The organism is Rhizobium terricola (assembly GCF_012927355.1).
Classification (GTDB): Bacteria; Pseudomonadota; Alphaproteobacteria; order Rhizobiales; family Rhizobiaceae; genus Allorhizobium; species Allorhizobium terricola.
Window position 1 is genome coordinate 73262 of the sequence record NZ_JABBGK010000004.1, and the last position, 16707, is coordinate 89968.

Below are 16707 nucleotides of genomic sequence, written 5' to 3' on the forward strand. Positions count from 1 at the left end.
GTCGCCAACCGAGGTGGAGAGCATCGATGACAAAACTGACGAGGACGAAAATACTTGCAGCGATCGTCATGGGACTGACCGGCCCGCAGACCCTTCATGCCAATCAGCAGCAATACAGCGCCAGTGAGATCGAGAACACGATCATCGGCCGTCGCATCTATCTCGCAGTGCCGTTCGGCGGAGAGTTCCCGCTCAACTACCGACGCGACGGGCGGGTCGACGGCACCGGCGAAGCGCTTGGCCTGGGACGTTTCGCCAAGCCTTCCGACACCGGAAAATGGTGGATCGACGGAAACCGGCTCTGCCAGAAGTTCACCAGTTGGTACAAGGGGGAGCCGATGTGCTTCGTGCTCGAGCGCGTCGGAGCGAACACGCTCAAGTGGACCCGAAACAACGGCCAGACCGGCACGGCGAGGATCGGCAAGAGCCTCTGAGCGGTTCGTATCTCATGATGGTCGCTTGATCGTCGGACCGGCGCTCCGCTACACCTTGGCGGCAGTGACAACCGGAGACATGCGATGCACCAGCCGAAAACCCGCCCGACCGGTGCGAGCGCCAGCCTCGGCCGCACCGGCTTCCCGCACGTGGTCACTCCGACCGGCGGAACGCTCGACATCGTGACCGGCGCATCCCAACCCGGCTTCAATCCCCTTGACCTGCTCTACGCATCTCTCGCCGCCTGCATGGCGATGAGCGCACGCATCGCCGCAAGCCGGATGGGCGTTCTGGAGCACATCCGGGACATCCGCGCCGACGTCACCGGAGCGAAGGCAAGCGAAGGCCCTTCGCGCATAGCGAACTTCCAGGTCGTCTTCATCATCGATGCCGATCTTGATGCCGAGACGAAGCAGGCGATCGCCCATGCCGCCGAGGAAATCTGCACAATCAGCAACACTCTGAACGGAAATCCGCCAATTCTCCTGCAACTCACGAATTAGGCATGCAATGCGGCTGCGCGGGGCTGGAAAACACAGCCGCCAACACTAGATGCGCGTTACGCGGGGGCGGATGAAGCCAAGGTCTTGACGCAAGGCCGGTCTTTGGTGAAAACAAATGTGCTCCGTGGCTGCGGCACTTTTTTGTCGCGGCGGATGAACTTAGGTGCCGGGCCCCTCTGGCGAGAGTTTACGGCGCTCTCGTGATGTCGGTACCGCCAGCAAGATGAGCCGGCGGATTCAGAAAATGCAAAAATTGAACACGCTCCTACCCCGTGCGTTGTGGGCGACGCGCGGCGTATCCTCACATCTTTCCTCTAACGCATCACTCGTTTTGAAGGAGGTGCGCCGATGAAAGCGTCCACCTCCTCAACCAGCACCCTCGGTTACTTCAAATGGGCCTTCATCGTCACGATCGTCGGCCTTTTGCTCGGCGCCTGGCTCGGTTGGCAGACCACCGGCACGCTTGGCGGCATGGCGACCGTCTTCTTCATCTGCGCCGTGCTCGCAGTTCTTGAAATCTCGCTGTCCTTCGACAACGCCATCGTCAACGCCAACAAGCTGAAGGACATGACACCGGTCTGGCAGCATCGCTTCCTGACCTGGGGCATCGTCATCGCCGTCTTCGGCATGCGTATCGTCTTCCCGCTCCTGATCGTCGTGATCGCCGCCGGCATCGGCCCGATCGAGGCCATGTTCCTTGCCGCACGCGAACCCGCGGAATATGCCCGGATCATGAATGACGCGCACCTGCCGATCGCAGCATTCGGCGGCACCTTCCTGATGATGGTCGGCCTCACCTACTTCTTCGATCACGAGAAGGACGTGCACTGGATCAGCGTCATCGAAAAGCACATGGCGCGCTCCGCCTCGATCAAGGGCATCGAGATCGCCTTCGTGCTGCTGCTGATCCTTCTTTTCGCGGAACTGCTGGAAGGCCCGGAGGCTACCACCTTCGTCTACTCGGCGATCTACGGTCTCCTGACCTTCCTCGCCGTTGAAGTGCTGGGCGGCCTGCTCGACCAGTCGCAGAAGACGATGTCCGAAGCGGCCAAGGGAGGCCTCGGCGCCTTCATCTACCTCGAAGTGCTCGATGCGAGCTTCTCCTTCGACGGCGTCATCGGCGCATTCGCACTGAGCCAGAACCTGTTCGTCATCGCGATCGGCCTCGGCATCGGCGCCATGTATGTCCGCTCGATGACCATTATGCTGGTCGAAAAGGGCACGCTCGCCGAATATCGCTACCTCGAGCATGGCGCCTTCTACGCGATCCTGATCCTCTCGGTGATCATGTACTGCCAGACGCTCGTGCATATCCCGGAAGTGATCACCGGTCTCGGTGGCGCAGGTCTGATCGGCATCTCGCTATGGTCCTCCATCCGCTACAATCGCCGGGAGCGCGCCGAAGAACTGCGCCGCGACCGGGAAACGGTGGCGGAAAGCATCTAGCCTCGAACGCCTGACCAACAAGGAGCCGGCGGGCATGATCCGCCGGCTCTTTTCTTCCGGAAATAAGAACGGCCATTCACTCAGGCCCGGCATCGGCCTTTGTCGCGCCGGGTTCCGGCAACGATCCGGTTCCCGGTGTCTTCATCGGATCCGTGAGTTCCTTTCTGGCGTGCGGACCAGCGGCCGGCATATCCTTTTCTCGCCGTTCGCGTTCCAGCTTCGTCCTGTCGATCTTCGATGCGGCTGTCATCATCGTCTCCTTGGCTGCTCACCAAGGAAATGATGTCATGCCTCGACAGGTTCCACGATCACACAGAGAGAGCCAGCAGCGGCCCGAGAGCAAGCCGGGTCTTTTCGTCGAGAGGCACCGGCCGCCTTGTTTCCCGGTCGACCTGCACATGGATGAAATGCCCTTCCGCTGCAGCAGTTTTCTCCTCGTTGCGGAACAGACCGACCTCGTAGCGGATCGATGAGGTGCCGAGCTTCGCCACCCGGATGCCGGCATGCACGATGTCGGGAAAAGCCATCTCGGCGAAATAGCGACAACCGGTCTCCACGACCAGGAAGACATGGCTTCCCTTGTGCGGATCGAGCAGTCCCTTGTCGATCAGGACGCCGTTCACGGCAGTGTCGAACAATTCGTAATGCACGACGTTGTTCATGTGACCGTAGAGGTCATTGTCGGCCCAGCGTGTGGTCAGGATCCGGTAGAGCGGATAGGTGTCCCGGTCCGCTGGTGAGGATCTTGCCATCGACTTTTCGGGTCCCGAATTGCGGCTCTGCACGCGTGTCTCCTCTGCCTTTTGGCGGACACCGTAGTGCACGCGGGAGCGTCTGGCCACAGCGGTCGGTTCATGATGACCTTGTTACGCCGCATACAGAACCTACATCGAAACCGGTGAAGCGTGAGCTCCTCGCAGTGCCGAACATCGAAGGACAAGACCGTGACCGAAGGCCGATCTCCGAAGCTGCCCGGAACAGCATCCCAGCAACTGGCAGCGCTTGCCGAGGCAGCAGCGGCATCCGGAACCATCTCGCTCGGGCAGCTGCTGACGGCCATGGGACGTACCAGCATCGCCTTCGCCATCCTCATTCTCTCTCTCCCGGCCCTCACACCGATACCCGGCCCCTTCGGCATGGTCTTCGGCAGCTGCCTGGCAATCGTTTCGCTGCAGATCATCGTCGGAAATGAGTCGATCTGGTTGCCGAAATTCCTGGCCCGCCGCACGCTGTCTGCAACGACCGTAAATCTCATCGTCCGACACACCGCACCGGTGATCCAGCGTGTGGAGGCCCTGTTGCGCCGAGGTCGGCTGCGTCCCTTGACGGGCAGGACCGCCCAATCGCTGATCGGCATTCCGGTCTTCCTGCTGGCGGTGGCCATCGCCCTGCCGATCCCCTTCGGCAACATCCTGCCGGTTGCTGCACTCATCGTCATAGCCATGGGACTGATGGAACGCGACGGATTGGCCACGTTGGCCGGCATCGTTCTCGCGGCGGTCGCGCTCGGCACGTCGGGCGGCCTCGTCTACGGAACCGCCTCGGCGCTCGGTTGGGCAATCGGCTGATCACCCCTTGAACGCTGGATCTTCTGTCACCCGAAGGCATTGGCCGGATAGGGTTTCGTCACCACCGGCAGGTGCCGCGCGCCTTCGGCCAGCAGGAACTTCTCGAACGCCTGCATGGCAGGATTGGTGGCGCGATCCGCTCGCGACACGCTGAACCACTGCCGCCGGATCGGCGTATCCACCACGTCGAGGATCACGAGGCGCCCGAGCTTGATCTCCTGCTCGATGGTGTGAGCGGACAGGAAGGCGATGCCGAGACCGGCGATGACCGCCTGCTTGATCGTCTCGTTCGACCCCATTTCCGTGCCGAGTTCCTCCAGCCGCCGGGGCACTTCACTGAGGAATATCTCCAGCGAGATGCGCGTGCCCGATCCCCGCTCCCGAACGAGAAACTGCTCCTCCGCGACACGCTCGCGAGAAATGTCGAGCACGCCCGCAAGCGGATGATCGGCAGGCGCGATGAAGACCAGCGGGTGATCGCCGAAAACCTGCGAACGTACGTCGAAGTCGCGCGGCGGCCGCCCCATCAAGGCTATGTCGATCTCGTGATCGCGAAGCTTCTGGATGATCTCGGCACGATTACCGACGAAGAGTTTGATCTCGACCAGAGGCACCTGCCGGCGGAAGGCGGCAATCAGCTGAGGGGCAAAATACTTGCCCGTCGATACAGCGCCGAGCCTAAGGCGGCCGGTCCTGAGCCCCTTCATCGCACTGATCGCGTCCTCGAGCGTCGCGAGATTATCCTCGATCGACCGGGCGGCTTCGAGAAAGGCCAGGCCAAAACCGGTCGGCACCATGCCTTCCCGCGTTCGGTCGAAGAGCGGCACCCCGGCATCCTGCTCCAGTTGCTGGATCTGGAGCGTCAGCGCCGGCCCGGTCAGCCCCAAGGCCTCGGCTGCAAGATTGATCTTGCCCAATCGGCACACGGCCTGGACGGTCCGCAACTGGCGAAGAGTGACGTTACGCATATTAGAAAGTAAGTATTTTTAATCCAGTCAGTCAACATAATAAATTTTACAAATCTACAGCCAGCGCCAATCCTGCCCTCGACAGTTGTTGGGAGGAGACATCATGTCAGGCGCAACTCTCGAAGCATATCTCGTCTCATGCATGGCAGCGCATGATGACACCGCGCGCGACGTCGCGACGGTTATCCAGCGGCTGGCTGCCGCCGCTCTCGACATCCGTAAGCTGGTTGCACAGGGTGCGCTTGGCGAAGCCTTCCACGGGCTGCGTGGCGGCGCCAACGCCGACGGCGACCTGCAGAAGGAACTGGACGTCATCTGCGACGACCTTTTCCTGTCGTCTCTGAGCGGCGCACCGGTCGCCTACTACGCATCGGAGGAACTGGAGCATCCGGTGGCGCTCGACCCGGAGGCACGCGTCGCGGTCGCGATAGACCCGCTCGACGGCTCGTCCAACATCGATACCAATGTTTCGATCGGAACCGTCTTTTCGATCCTGCCGGTCGTCAACGGACCGGGCGCCAATGCGATGTCGACGTTCCTCCAGCCGGGAAACACCCAGCTGGCCGCCGGCTTCTTCATCTATGGCCCGCAGACCGCACTGGTCCTGACGGTCGGTCGCGGCACGGAGATCTTCATCTTCTCGAACCGGATGGGCTGCTTCGTTCAGGGTTACAAGACAGTGGGCATTCCCGAGCGCGCCCACGAATTCGCGATCAACGCGTCAAACTACCGCCATTGGGAGGAGGCGATCCGGCTCTATGTCGACGACTGCCTTGCCGGCTCGGAAGGGCCGCGCGAGCGCGACTTCAACATGCGCTGGATCGCGTCCCTTGTGGCCGACACCTATCGGATCCTCGTCCGCGGCGGCATCTTCCTTTATCCGGCAGATACCCGCAAGGGCTATGCCCAGGGCCGTCTCCGGCTGGTCTACGAGGCCAATCCCATCGCCCTGATCGTCGAGAATGCCGGTGGAGCCGCGACCAACGCCGTCTCCCGCATTCTCGATATCGAACCGGAAAACCTGCACCAGCGCGTGCCGCTTGTGTTCGGTTCCCGCCGCGAGGTCGCACGCGTGGCCCGCTACCATGTCGACCCCGCCATGATCGGCGAACGCGCACCGTTGTTCGGCAAGCGCGGCCTGTTCCGCGCCTGAGGAGTAAACGATGTCAGCACGATACCCGATCATTTCGATCACCGGCTCCTCCGGCGCCGGCACCACAACGGTCAAGGATACCTTCGAGAAGATCTTCAAGCGGGAGAACATCTCCGCATCCTTCATCGAGGGCGACGCCTTCCACCGCTACGACCGCGAAGCGATGAAGAAGAAGGTGGCGGAAGAGAAGGCGAAGAGCGTCGATTTCACCCATTTCGCCGCCGAGGCCAACGAACTCGAAATCCTCGAAAACGTCTTTTCCGAATACGGGCGCCGCGGGGTCGGCCGCACCCGCCACTACATTCACGACGAGGGAGAAGCCGCCCGTTACGGCACGGCCCCCGGCACCTTCACGGAATGGGAAGAGTTCAAGGGCAGCGATCTCCTCTTTTACGAGGGGCTGCACGGCTGCGCGGTGACCGAAGACGTCAACCTCGCCCAGCATTGCGATCTCAAGATCGGCGTCGTTCCGGTCATCAACCTCGAATGGATCCAGAAGATCCATCGCGACAAGGCGACCCGCGGCTACTCCACCGAGGCCGTGACGGACACCATTCTCCGGCGCATGCCCGACTACGTGCACTACATATGCCCGCAGTTCTCGCTGACCGACATCAACTTTCAGCGCGTGCCGATCGTCGATACGTCCAACCCCTTCATCGCCCGCTGGATTCCGACCCCTGCGGAATCGATCCTGGTGATCCGCTTCGCTAATCCGCGCGGCATCGATTTCCCCTATCTGCTGTCGATGCTGCAGAACAGCTTCATGTCGCGCGCCAATTCGATCGTCGTCCCCGGCGACAAGCTCGATCTCGCCATGCAGCTCATTTTCACGCCGCTCATCCACAAACTGCTCGAACGCAAGCACCGCATGTCGTGAGGAGGACACCGATGAACATATCGCAGAAGATCGAGACCACTGCCGCGGTGTCCGAGCAGGACATGGCCAATGCCATCCGTTTTCTGGCAATGGACGCCGTCCAAAAGGCCAATTCCGGCCACCCCGGCATGCCGATGGGCATGGCGGATGCGGTGACGGTGCTGTTCAACCGTTTCATCAAGATCGACCCGGCCAAACCGGACTGGCCGGATCGCGATCGCTTCGTACTGTCCGCCGGTCACGGGTCGATGCTGCTCTACGCCATCCACCACCTGATCGGTTATACCGACATGCCGATGAGTGAGCTCGCCGCCTTCCGGCAGATGGGTTCGAAGACCGCCGGCCACCCCGAATATGGCCACGCGCTGGGCATCGAGACGACCACCGGGCCGCTCGGCCAGGGGATTGCCACGGCAGTCGGCATGGCCATTGCCGAACAGATGATGGCCGCCCGCTTCGGCGGCGCGCTGGCCAATCACTTCACCTATGTCGTGGCGGGCGACGGCTGCCTGCAGGAAGGGATCAGTCACGAGGCGATCGACCTTGCCGGACATCTCAAGCTGCGCAAGCTGATCGTGATGTGGGACGACAACCGCATTTCGATCGACGGCGACACCGATCTCTCGACGTCGATGAACCAGATCGCCCGTTTTCGCGCCGCCGGATGGGACGCCCAGGCCGTTGACGGCCACGATCCGCAGGCCGTTGCCAAGGCGATCGCCCGCGCCCGCAAAAGTCGGAAGCCGTCGCTGATCGCCTGCCGGACCAGGATCGGCAAGGGCGCCGCCAGTATGGAGGGCTCCCACAAGACCCATGGCGCAGCACTCGGCGACAAGGAGATTGCCGCAACCCGCGAAAAACTCGGCTGGAGCTACCCTGCATTCTTCATTCCGTCGGACATCAAGGCCGCCTGGGAAGATGTCGCAGTTCGGGGAAGAGCGGCCCGCCAGACCTGGGAAATCCGTCGCGAGACCTCCCGGTCGAGGAAGCGCTACGAAGAGCTGGTCGGTCGCGAAATCGGCCCGGAGCTTGCGCGTCGGCTGGCAAAATTCCGCGCCGAACACCGCGGCAAGGCGACCAAGGTCGCCACCCGCCAGGCCTCGCAGATGACCCTCGAAGTCATCAACGACGTAACGCCCCTGACTATCGGGGGCTCGGCGGACCTGACCGGCTCCAACCTGACCATGACGGCCCAGACCAAGCCGATCGCGCCGGGCGATTTCAAGGGTCGTTACTTGCACTACGGCATCCGCGAACACGGCATGGGCGCGGCCATGAACGGCATCGCCCTGCATGGCGGTTTCATTCCCTACGGCGGCACCTTCCTCGTGTTCTCCGACTATGCCCGGGGTGCGATCCGCCTCTCGGCCTTGATGGGCCTGCCTGTCGTCTATGTGTTGACCCATGATTCCATCGGTCTTGGCGAAGACGGACCGACGCATCAGCCGGTCGAACATCTGGCCATGCTGCGTGCCACGCCGAACCTCAACGTCTTCCGGCCCGCCGACATCATCGAGACGGCCGAATGCTGGGAGCTCGCCTTGACGGAGGCTTCGACGCCCAGCGCGCTGGCGCTTTCCCGCCAGGCCCTGCCGATGCTGCGTCAGGGGGAAAGCCAGGACAACCTCTGCGCCCGCGGTGCCTATGTGCTCCGCGAGACGAAGGGTCCGCGGGACGTAACCATGCTCGCCACCGGCTCGGAGGTCGAGATCGCGGTTGCCGCCGCCGACCGGCTCCGGGCCGATCGTGGCATCGAAGCCGCCGTCGTCTCCATGCCCTGCTGGGAGAAGTTCGAAGCCCAGGACGAGGCCTACAGGAACCGGACGCTCGGAAATGCCCCGCGCATCGCGATCGAGGCCGCCGGCCGGCTCGGCTGGGACCGGTGGATGGGGCCGCGCGGCAGCTTCATCGGCATGCAGGGTTTCGGCGCCTCGGCCCCGGCTGGAGACCTCTACCGCCATTTCGGTATCACCGCAGACCATGTCGTGGCCGAAGCACAGCGGTTGTGCGGCAATTCCAAGGGCGGGCGGCGCCAATGACCCTGATCCACCCCGTTTTCATCCATTGCCAGAGAGAGGATGCCTGACCATGGCCCGCATCACGCTTCGTCAATTGCTCGACCATGCCGCCGAACGCGGCTACGGCGTGCCCGCCTTCAACATCAACAACATGGAACAAGGCCTCGCCATCATGCAGGCAGCCAAGGCCTGCAATGCGCCCGTCATCCTGCAGGCATCCCGCGGCGCCCGGACCTATGCCAACGACATCATGCTCGCCAAGATGATGGAGGCACTGGAGCTGATGTATCCGGATATTCCGCTCTGCATCCACCAGGACCATGGCGACCGGGTTTCCACCTGCTTGTCGGCGATCCAGCATGGCTTCACCTCCGTGATGATGGACGGCTCGCTGAAAGAGGATGCCAAGACGCCCGCCGACTATGCCTACAATGCCGGCATCACCGCCGAAGTGGCGCGCCTCGCCCACATGGTCGGCGTCTCGGTCGAAGGCGAACTCGGCTGCCTGGGCTCGCTCGAGACCGGCCATGGCGAGGCCGAAGATGGCCATGGCTTCGAAGGTGCGCTCGATCGCTCGCAATTGCTGACCGACCCGGACGAGGCAGCCCGTTTCGTCGCCGAGACCGGCGTCGATGCGTTGGCGGTGGCGATAGGCACCTCGCACGGCGCCTACAAGTTCACCCGCAAGCCGACCGGCGAGGTTCTCGCCATGGATGTCATCGAGAAGATCCACCGCCGCCTGCCGGACACACATATCGTCATGCACGGCTCCTCCTCCGTGCCGGAGGAATGGCAGGAGATCTTCAACGCCCATGGGGGCGAGATGCGCGAGACCTATGGCGTGCCGGTCGAGGAGATCGTCCGCGGCATCCGTTTTGGCGTGCGCAAGGTCAACATCGACACCGACCTGCGCCTGGCAGCCGCCGCTGAGTTCCGCCGCGTCGCCGACACCCGCCGCGACGAGTTCGATCCGCGCAAGTTCCTCAAACCCGCCATGGATGCGATGGCCGCGGTCTGCAAGGCGCGCTTCGAAGCCTTCGGCACGGCAGGCAATGCCTCCCGCATCAAGGTGATCCCGATGAGCGACATGGCCAAGCGCTATGCCGCCGGAAGCCTGAAACCCCAGACGGCGCGCTCCGAAGCCGCCTGATCCCTCACTGACAAAGGAAAGGACAGAGCCATGAACGCCGACGCAAAGACCGAGATCAAGGGCAAGGAACGCTATAGGGCGGGCGTCCTGAAATACGCCCAGATGGGCTACTGGGACGGCCATTACGAGCCGAAGGACACCGACCTGATCGCCCTTTTCCGCATCACGCCTCAGGAAGGCGTCGATCCGATCGAGGCGGCGGCGGCCGTCGCCGGTGAAAGCTCGACGGCCACCTGGACGGTGGTGTGGACCGATCGGCTCACCGCCTGCGACCAGTACCGCGCCAAGGCCTACCGGGTCGACCCGGTGCCAGGCACGCCGGGGCAGTACTTCTGCTACGTCGCCTATGACCTGATCCTGTTCGAGGAAGGCTCGATCGCCAACCTGACGGCCTCGATCATCGGCAATGTCTTCTCGTTCAAGCCGCTGAAGGCCGCGCGGCTCGAGGACATGCGCTTCCCCGTCGCCTATGTGAAGACCTTCAAGGGACCGCCGACCGGGATCGTCGTCGAGCGCGAACGCCTCGACAAGTTCGGCAAGCCCCTGCTCGGCGCGACGACCAAGCCGAAGCTCGGCCTGTCCGGCAAGAACTATGGCCGCGTGGTTTACGAAGGCCTGAAGGGCGGCCTCGATTTCATGAAGGATGACGAGAACATCAACTCGCAACCCTTCATGCACTGGCGCGACCGCTTCCTCTACTGCATGGAGGCCGTGAACCATGCCTCCGCGGTCACCGGCGAGATCAAGGGCCACTACCTCAACATCACCGCCGGGACGATGGAGGAAATGTACCGCCGTGCCGAATTCGCCAAGGAACTCGGCTCGGTCATCGTGATGGTCGACCTGATCGTCGGCTGGACGGCAATCCAGTCGATCTCGGAATGGTGCCGCCAGAACGACATGATCCTGCACATGCACCGGGCCGGCCACGGCACCTACACCCGCCAGAAGAACCACGGCATCTCGTTCCGCGTCATCGCCAAGTGGCTGCGGCTTGCCGGCGTCGACCACCTGCATGCCGGTACCGCCGTCGGCAAGCTTGAAGGCGATCCGCTGACCGTGCAGGGCTACTACAATGTCTGCCGCGAAACCAAGAACGAGGTCGACCTCCAGCGCGGCATCTTCTTCGAGCAGGACTGGGGCGACATCAAGAAGGTCATGCCGGTCGCCTCGGGCGGCATCCATGCCGGCCAGATGCACCAGCTGCTCGACCTTTTCGGCGACGACGTGGTGCTGCAGTTCGGCGGCGGCACGATCGGCCACCCCATGGGCATCCAGGCCGGCGCCACCGCGAACCGCGTGGCTCTCGAGGCCATGGTGCTGGCCCGCAACGAGGGTCGCGACATCGCCACCGAAGGACCGGAGATCCTGAGAGCCGCCGCCAAGTGGTGCAAGCCGCTGGAAGCCGCCCTCGAGACCTGGGGCAATATCAGCTTCAACTACACCCCGACCGACACCTCGGACTTCGTGCCGAGCGTCAGCGTCGCCTGACAGAGCAAGCGAAAAGGAGAAACGACAATGCGTATCACCCAGGGCTGCTTCTCGTTCCTGCCGGACCTGACCGACGAACAGATCACCGCGCAGGTGGAATACTGCCTGCGCAAGGGCTGGGCCATCGGTATCGAATACACCGACGATCCCCATCCGCGGAACACCTATTGGGAAATGTGGGGGCATCCCATGTTCGACCTGCGGGACGCCAAGGGCGTGATGATGGAGCTGGACGACTGCCGCAAGGCCAATCCGCAGCACTACATCCGGCTCAACGCCTTCGATTCCAACCGCGGTTTCGAGACGGTGACGATGTCCTTCATCGTCAACCGCCCGGAAAACGAGCCGACGCTCGCGATGACCCGCACGGACACCCGCGGTCGCTCCCAGCGCTACTCCTGGGCCACTCGGGTTTGAGAGGAGTTTGAGCCATGGCGATGCCCGAACGATCCGCCCCGGAAGAGAAGCTGCCGACGTCGGTCGACCTCGCCGAGGAATATCGCACCTCGGGCGTCGCAGACATTCTCGAAGAACTCGATCGCGATCTCGTCGGCCTGAAGCCGGTCAAACGGCGGATCCGCGAGACCGCGGCACTTCTCCTCGTCGAGCGTGCCCGCCGCGCCATGGGCCTCTCCCACGAGGCCCCGTCACTCCACATGAGCTTCACCGGCAATCCCGGTACCGGCAAGACGACGGTGGCCCTGCGCATGGCCGACCTGCTCCACCGCCTCGGATACATCCGCAAGGGCCACCTCGTCTCCGTCACCCGTGACGATCTCGTCGGCCAGTACATTGGTCATACCGCCCCGAAGACCAAGGAAATCCTCAAGAAGGCCATGGGCGGCGTGCTCTTCATCGACGAGGCCTATTACCTCTATCGGCCGGACAACGATCGCGACTACGGCCAGGAAGCGATCGAGATCCTCCTGCAGGTCATGGAAAACAACCGCGACGACCTCGTGGTCATCCTCGCCGGCTATGCCGACCGCATGGATCGCTTCTTCGAAAGCAATCCGGGCTTCCGCTCGCGGATCGCCCACCACATCGATTTTCCCGACTATGCCGACGACGAACTCTTGTCGATCGCCGAAAGCATGCTCCAGCGCCAGGGCTATCACCTCGACGGCAATGCCACCGCGGTCATGGCGGACTATATCACGCGGCGCCGCAGCCAGCCGCATTTCGCCAATGCGCGATCGATCCGCAATGCGCTCGACCGCGCCCGGCTTCGTCAGGCGAACCGCCTGTTCGAGGAGACGAAAGGCCCCGTCAACGCCGAACAGCTCTCGACCATCATCGACCGCGATATTGCCGCAAGCCGCGTCTTTTCCATGAGACCCACAGCAACCGCAGAACCCGGACAGGAAAAACCATGAGTGCGCAGACCATCATTGCCCCGTCGATGCTGTCCTCCGATTTTTCGCGCCTCGGCGAGGAGGTCGAAGCTGTCTGCCGAGCCGGCGCGGACTGGATCCACCTCGACGTCATGGACGGCCATTTCGTCCCCAACATCACCTTCGGCCCTCCGGTCATCAAGTCGATCCGCAATCGCACCGACCGGGTCTTCGACTGCCACCTGATGATCGAACCCTGCGATCCCTATCTGGCGGCCTTTGCCGATGCGGGTTGCGACGTTATCACCGTGCATGCCGAGGCCACCCGGCATCTCGACCGCTCGCTGCAAGCCATACGCGATCTCGGCTGCAAGGCGGGCGTGTCGCTCAATCCGTCGACCCCGGAAAACGTCATCGAATACGTGCTCGATCGCCTCGACCTCATCCTCCTGATGACCGTCAATCCCGGCTTCGGCGGTCAGGCCTTCATCCCGTCCGTCGTGGACAAGGCCGCCCGCATCAAGGCGATGATCGGCGAACGCCCGATCCTGATCGAAATCGACGGCGGCGTGACCCCCGAGACCGCCCCGCTCGTCGCCCGGGCCGGCGCCGACGTGCTCGTCGCCGGCTCGTCGGTCTTCAAGGGCGGACCGGATGCCTATGCGGCCAACATTGCGGCGCTGAGGCGAACGTCCGATGGCGTCCGCCGCGCGGCGTGAATGACGGAGCGGACAGATGGCAGCAATCGCGCCCCTCTGCGACTTCGGCTGGAAGGCGGTGGACGCCCGGTTGCCCGGCGTCGACGGCCGGGCGCACTCGCTCTTCGATTGCGCCGGCCCGAACGGTCTGGTCGTCGCCTTCATCTGCAATCACTGCCCCTACGTGAAGGCCGTGATCGACCGGATCGTGCGTGAGGCAATTGACCTGGAGACTTACGGGATCGGCTTCGTCGCCATAAACGCCAACGACGCGAACGCCTATCCCGACGACTCCTTCGGCAAGATGAAGGCGTTTGCCGACGAACACGCCCTTCCGTTCCCGTATCTCCATGACGAGGACCAGTCGGTCGCGCGCGCCTATGGCGCGGTCTGCACGCCGGATTTTTTCGGCTTCAACAGGGCGTTGGAGCTGCAATATCGCGGACGCCTCGATGCCTCGCGCAAGGAGGCGGCCCAACCGGGCCTCAGGCGAGACCTATACAAGGCGATGATCGCGGTCGCCGGCACCGCAAGGGGACCGCAGGAGCAGCACGCCTCGATCGGTTGTTCGATCAAGTGGAAGGTCGACCCCTCCTGGTCAACGGACGGGCAGACGGCCCTGTCCTGATTTCGCCTCCAATGTCTGCACCCGGCGGACAATCTCCCATCGGCTTCGATCAAGCAAAGAAAAACCGCCGATCGGCAATCGGCGGCTTTCGATGTCTCAGGTCTCTCCCGTGATGAGAGCGGCCAGGCACCTCAAACCCCACCCTTGGTTCGCTTCCTGAAGAAGCGGCCAGGGCGGGGCCTGGGGGGAGGAGCGATAGGCCTCGCGTCAGGCTGCAAGTGCACCCGACTGCTTGGCGATATGGGTGGCGATGGCATCCATGAGCGCCGGCGACAGCGCGTCATAGGGAGGCAGTCCCAGCTCGTTCAGGCGAGCCCGGATTTCCGACATCTTGTCGGGGCTGACACCGCTCTCGATGACCGACGATACGAAAGCGGCGAATTCCGGCGGCGACCAGCCGGTCTCGTCGCTGAGTTCCGTGTGCACGAAGTCGAGGCCGTAGAAGGGATGTTTCGTATTCTCGATGCGGCCATACATGTGCGTCCCGCAATCCTTGCAGGCATAGCGCTGGATGGTGGCGCTGGGATCGACGATCTGCAGCTTGTCGGCGCCGGTCGTGACCTTCACCTTGTCGCGCGAGACCACGGCGATCTGAGCGAAGATCGCACCCTTCGGCTTCCAGCATTTGGTGCAGCCGCAGGCATGGTTATGGGCGGTCTGTGAACTGATTTCCACCGTCACCGGATTGGTGGCGCACTTGCACTTCAGCGTGCCGCCGGAAAAGCCCGGCCTGGCAGGCGGAAAGCCGTTGTCGATGGACGGATGCAACTTGATCATGGGTTCCTCCTCCTTTGCTCCAGACATCTCTGGCGTCTCGAGCCTTGGACAGGATCGGAGCAAACAGGGGGAACGGCAACATAGCGGAAAGTGGCGGTTTTCGGCGGCCTGCCCGCTGGCCGCATCAGACAGCCGAACGTTCAGCCTCGTGATCGCAGCATCGCCCGCGCGGGGTCATATCCCCAGAGCGCGGCAAGCATGAAGACGACGAAGCATCCGCAGACCCAGGCAAGGGCTTCCACATTCAACTCGCCATAGAGCGCAAAGCGGATGAGTTCGACCGCGTAGGTGAAGGGATTGTAGGCGCAGATGTCGCGGAGCAGCGGTGAACTCTCGGCCATCTTCCAGAGCGGATAGAGCGCAGACGACAGGAAGAACATCGGAAAGATGACGAAGTTCATCACGCCGGCAAAATTCTCGAGCTGGCGAATGGTCGACGAAATCAGCAACCCGAACGCCCCGAGCATCAACCCGCTGAGAAGCAGCGCCGGCAGGACCGCCACGTAGCCGAGCGGTGGCAGCTCGATGCCGGTCAGCGCGGCAATCCCGAGAAACACCATCACCTGCAGGATCGACACGATGACACCGGCAAGCAGCTTGGAAAACAACAGCCACCAGCGCGGCAGGGGCGAGGTCAGGAGCAGCCGCATCGAACCCATCTCCTGGTCGTAGACCAAGGAGAGCGACGACTGCATCCCGTTGAAAAGCTGGATCATGCCGCACAGGCCGGGAAGGATGTAGACCTCGTAGGTGATATAGGTCTGGTAGGGCGGGATGATCGACACGCCGAGGGCGGCGCGAAAGCCGGCGGCAAAGACGATGAGCCAGACCAGCGGACGAACGAGCGCGGCGAGAAAACGCCCGCGCTGACGCAGGAACCGCATGTTCTCGCGCGTCACGATGGCGATCAGGGCGACGAACCACGCTTTCATGGGCTTACCTCGTCCCCTTCGGCGGTCATCGCCAGGAAGGCCTTCGCAAGCCCCCGTTCTTCCGCGAGCTCCGCCGCACCTCCATTGCTGAGCACCCGGCCGCGATGGAGCACCACGACCTGATCGGAGGGCGCGATCTCGTCGACAAGATGCGTGGCCCAGAGCACGGCGAGCCCGTTGTCGGCCAGGTCATGAACATGACCGGTGATCGACTGGCGCGACGCGGCATCAAGGCCGACCGTCGGCTCGTCAAGCAGCAGGATGTCGGGGCGATGAACGAGGGCACGGGCGATCTCCATGCGCCGTCGATGTCCGCCGTTGAGCGCCCTGACCGTCTCGTCGGCGCGCTCGGCCATTCCGAGTTGGGTCAGCGCAGCATCGATGGCGAGGGAGGCCGACCGACCGGACAATCCGTGAAGCCCGGCGAAATAGCGCAGATTGCGCCGCACGGTCATGTCGAGATCGAGGGTCGGTTGCTGGAACACGACGCCGATGCGTGCAAGTGCCGCGCGCGGGGATCGCGCGATATCGAAACCGGCGACGCAGATGGTCCCCTCGTCGGCGACGATCAACCGCGTCAGGAGTGCGAACAGTGTCGACTTGCCGGCACCGTTCGGCCCGAGCAAGGCACAGAAACGGCCGGGCTCGACCGTGAAGTTGACGTCATCGAGCGCCCGACGCTTGCCATAACGAAAACTGACATGGCTGATGTCGAGGCCCGGCATC

General features: G+C 63.0%; 19 protein-coding genes. 13 read left to right on the forward strand and 6 right to left on the reverse strand.

Annotated features, from left to right (window positions below):
• Positions 1-26 precede the first annotated feature (26 nt).
• The 3 genes from HHL25_RS17885 to HHL25_RS17895 all read left to right on the forward strand — a co-directional run bounded on the left by HHL25_RS17885 (position 27) and on the right by HHL25_RS17895 (position 2384).
• Positions 27-434 (forward strand): hypothetical protein, encoded by a 408-nt coding sequence (locus tag HHL25_RS17885; protein WP_390624523.1) that lies wholly within the window; start codon positions 27-29, stop codon positions 432-434.
• Between the two features lie 84 nt (positions 435-518).
• Positions 519-938, forward strand: coding sequence for an OsmC family protein (locus HHL25_RS17890; RefSeq protein WP_169594179.1), 420 nt, complete (start codon positions 519-521; stop codon positions 936-938).
• Between the two features lie 348 nt (positions 939-1286).
• Entirely contained in the window at positions 1287-2384 is a 1098-nt protein-coding gene (locus HHL25_RS17895; RefSeq protein WP_169594181.1) for a DUF475 domain-containing protein, read from the forward strand.
• Positions 2385-2460: 76 nt separating this feature from the next.
• Here HHL25_RS17895 and HHL25_RS17900 read toward each other — a convergent pair whose 3' ends face one another.
• Entirely contained in the window at positions 2461-2634 is a 174-nt protein-coding gene (locus HHL25_RS17900; RefSeq protein ID WP_169594183.1) for a hypothetical protein, read from the reverse strand.
• 58 nt (positions 2635-2692) lie between these two features.
• On the reverse strand, positions 2693-3136 hold the full coding sequence (locus tag HHL25_RS17905) for an acyl-CoA thioesterase (RefSeq protein ID WP_169594535.1): 444 nt from the start codon (positions 3134-3136) through the stop codon (positions 2693-2695).
• A 192-nt stretch (positions 3137-3328) separates the two neighbouring features.
• Here HHL25_RS17905 and HHL25_RS17910 point away from each other — a divergent pair, with 192 nt between their 5' ends.
• Positions 3329-3952: an exopolysaccharide biosynthesis protein gene (locus tag HHL25_RS17910; RefSeq protein ID WP_169594185.1), complete on the forward strand. Its 624-nt coding sequence runs from the start codon at positions 3329-3331 to the stop codon at positions 3950-3952.
• A gap of 26 nt (positions 3953-3978) precedes the next feature.
• Here HHL25_RS17910 and HHL25_RS17915 read toward each other — a convergent pair whose 3' ends face one another.
• The gene (locus HHL25_RS17915) at positions 3979-4920 is read right to left on the reverse strand and encodes a LysR family transcriptional regulator (protein WP_169594187.1); all 942 of its coding nucleotides are present in this window, start codon (positions 4918-4920) and stop codon (positions 3979-3981) included.
• A 103-nt stretch (positions 4921-5023) separates the two neighbouring features.
• Here HHL25_RS17915 and HHL25_RS17920 point away from each other — a divergent pair, with 103 nt between their 5' ends.
• Genes HHL25_RS17920 through HHL25_RS17960 form a run of 9 tightly spaced genes read left to right on the forward strand, consistent with a single transcriptional unit; the run spans position 5024 to position 14272 of the window.
• Complete coding sequence (locus HHL25_RS17920) at positions 5024-6073, forward strand: class 1 fructose-bisphosphatase (RefSeq protein WP_169594190.1); 1050 nt, start codon at positions 5024-5026, stop codon at positions 6071-6073.
• A 10-nt stretch (positions 6074-6083) separates the two neighbouring features.
• Positions 6084-6953, forward strand: a complete 870-nt coding sequence (locus HHL25_RS17925) for a phosphoribulokinase (protein ID WP_169594192.1) — start codon at positions 6084-6086, stop codon at positions 6951-6953.
• 11 nt (positions 6954-6964) lie between these two features.
• Complete coding sequence (tkt, locus tag HHL25_RS17930) at positions 6965-8992, forward strand: transketolase (RefSeq protein ID WP_169594194.1); 2028 nt, start codon at positions 6965-6967, stop codon at positions 8990-8992.
• 49 nt (positions 8993-9041) lie between these two features.
• Positions 9042-10121: a class II fructose-bisphosphate aldolase gene (gene fba / locus HHL25_RS17935; protein WP_169594196.1), complete on the forward strand. Its 1080-nt coding sequence runs from the start codon at positions 9042-9044 to the stop codon at positions 10119-10121.
• Between the two features lie 30 nt (positions 10122-10151).
• Positions 10152-11612, forward strand: a complete 1461-nt coding sequence (locus HHL25_RS17940) for a form I ribulose bisphosphate carboxylase large subunit (protein WP_169594198.1) — start codon at positions 10152-10154, stop codon at positions 11610-11612.
• 27 nt (positions 11613-11639) lie between these two features.
• On the forward strand, positions 11640-12029 hold the full coding sequence (locus HHL25_RS17945) for a ribulose bisphosphate carboxylase small subunit (RefSeq protein ID WP_169594200.1): 390 nt from the start codon (positions 11640-11642) through the stop codon (positions 12027-12029).
• A 14-nt stretch (positions 12030-12043) separates the two neighbouring features.
• Entirely contained in the window at positions 12044-12988 is a 945-nt protein-coding gene (gene cbbX / locus HHL25_RS17950; RefSeq protein ID WP_169594202.1) for a CbbX protein, read from the forward strand.
• Complete coding sequence (gene rpe, locus HHL25_RS17955) at positions 12985-13665, forward strand: ribulose-phosphate 3-epimerase (RefSeq protein WP_169594204.1); 681 nt, start codon at positions 12985-12987, stop codon at positions 13663-13665. The genes cbbX and rpe overlap by 4 nt, the downstream gene beginning before the upstream one ends.
• Positions 13666-13681: 16 nt before the next feature.
• Positions 13682-14272 carry a thioredoxin family protein gene (locus HHL25_RS17960; protein ID WP_169594206.1) on the forward strand — a complete coding sequence of 197 codons (591 nt, stop codon included), beginning with the start codon at positions 13682-13684 and terminating at the stop codon, positions 14270-14272.
• A 207-nt stretch (positions 14273-14479) separates the two neighbouring features.
• Here HHL25_RS17960 and gfa read toward each other — a convergent pair whose 3' ends face one another.
• The 3 genes from gfa to HHL25_RS17975 all read right to left on the reverse strand — a co-directional run bounded on the left by gfa (position 14480) and on the right by HHL25_RS17975 (position 16706).
• Positions 14480-15049 carry an S-(hydroxymethyl)glutathione synthase gene (gene gfa, locus HHL25_RS17965; protein ID WP_169594208.1) on the reverse strand — a complete coding sequence of 190 codons (570 nt, stop codon included), beginning with the start codon at positions 15047-15049 and terminating at the stop codon, positions 14480-14482.
• Between the two features lie 140 nt (positions 15050-15189).
• Positions 15190-15981 carry an ABC transporter permease gene (locus tag HHL25_RS17970; protein WP_169594210.1) on the reverse strand — a complete coding sequence of 264 codons (792 nt, stop codon included), beginning with the start codon at positions 15979-15981 and terminating at the stop codon, positions 15190-15192.
• Entirely contained in the window at positions 15978-16706 is a 729-nt protein-coding gene (locus HHL25_RS17975; protein ID WP_169594212.1) for an ABC transporter ATP-binding protein, read from the reverse strand. The genes HHL25_RS17970 and HHL25_RS17975 overlap by 4 nt, the downstream gene beginning before the upstream one ends.
• Between the last annotated feature and the right edge of the window lies 1 nt (position 16707).